Source organism: Rhizobium sp. Nf11,1, from assembly GCF_050587665.1.
Classification (GTDB): domain Bacteria; phylum Pseudomonadota; class Alphaproteobacteria; order Rhizobiales; family Rhizobiaceae; genus Rhizobium.
The window spans coordinates 1-1,224 of record NZ_JBOBHU010000072.1 but is presented as its reverse complement, the minus strand read 5'-3'; the positions used below and the strand labels follow the sequence as shown (position 1 = coordinate 1,224).

Sequence of the window (1,224 nt, the reverse complement as noted above, 5' to 3'; positions counted from 1 at the left end):
CTTCAAACTGGACCAGTTTTGGTTAGAGTTTCCGGTGCATTTTCCTGGCTGGGAAAGGAACGGAAGACGATGAAGGCATCGCAGTTTTCGGACGCCCAGAAGGCGTTCATTCTGAAGCAAGGCGACGAAGGTGTGCCCGTTGCAGAGATCTGCCGCAAGGCGGGGATCAGCCAGGCGACCTATTTCAACTGGAAGAAAAAATATGCCGGCATGTTGCCGCCGGAGATGAAGAAGCTGAAGCAGCTCGAGGACGAGAATTCGCGGCTGAAGAAGATTGTCGCGGACCTGACGCTCGATCGTGAGATGCTGCAGGACGTCATTCGCCGAAAGCTCTAAGGCCTGCTCGCAAGCGGGAGATGGTGAAGGGCATGTGCCGGGATTGGGCGATCTCGATCCGGCGTGCCTGTGGGGCGCTGAACTTCGATCGGTCAACCTACCACTACACCTCTCGTCGTGCCGATCAGGCCGGTCTGGAACGTCGTATCCGTGAGATCTGTGAGACCCGTGTCCGCTACGGTTATCGTCGTGTGCAGGTACTGTTGGAACGCGAGGGTTGGGGTACCAACATCAAGCGGACCTACCGCATTTACAGGGACTTGGGCCTGCAATTGCGTAATAAGACACCGAAACGCCGGGTCAAAGCCAAGCTGAGGGAAGGTCGGCAAATGGCAGTCGGTCCGAACGATGTCTGGGCTATGGACTTCGTTCACGACCAACTCGCGACCGGCAAGAAACTGCGGGTGCTCACGGTGGTGGATACCTTCTCACGCTATGTGCCGGTGCTCGATCCGCGTCACAGCTATCGAGGTGAAGATGTCGTGCAAACCTTGGAACGAGTATGCCGGAACGTTGGCTATCCCAAGACGATCCGTGTCGATCAGGGGACCGAGTTCGTGTCTCGCGATCTCGATCTCTGGGCCTATGCTAAGGGCGTCACGTTGGACTTCTCACGCCCTGGAAAACCGACCGACAACGCCTTTATAGAAGCGTTCAACGGCCGCTTCCGCGCCGAATGCCTGAACCAACACTGGTTTCTGACCCTTGCGGATGCCCGCGAAAAGATGGAGGATTGGCGTAGATACTATAACGAAGAACGGCCTCATGGCGCGATCGGCAACAAGGTGCCGATATCGCTGATAAATTCGGGAAGCGCAACCAGCCCGCCTCCCTGAAAGAAGCCGGAAAACTCCAGCCTTCGCTGGTCCAACGTTTGGGGGCGGTTCA

At 56.9% G+C, this 1,224-nt stretch carries 1 protein-coding gene; it reads left to right on the top strand.

The window, feature by feature from the left end:
• Nucleotides 1–69 precede the first annotated feature (69 nt).
• Nucleotides 70–1,172, top strand: a protein-coding gene (locus ACQ7C1_RS31705; RefSeq protein WP_430961217.1) for an IS3 family transposase whose coding sequence is annotated in 2 segments (ribosomal slippage) — nt 70–331 and nt 331–1,172 — 1,104 coding nt in all. Because the reading frame shifts where the segments join, the coding sequence is not laid out codon by codon here.
• Nucleotides 1,173–1,224: the final 52 nt, after the last annotated feature.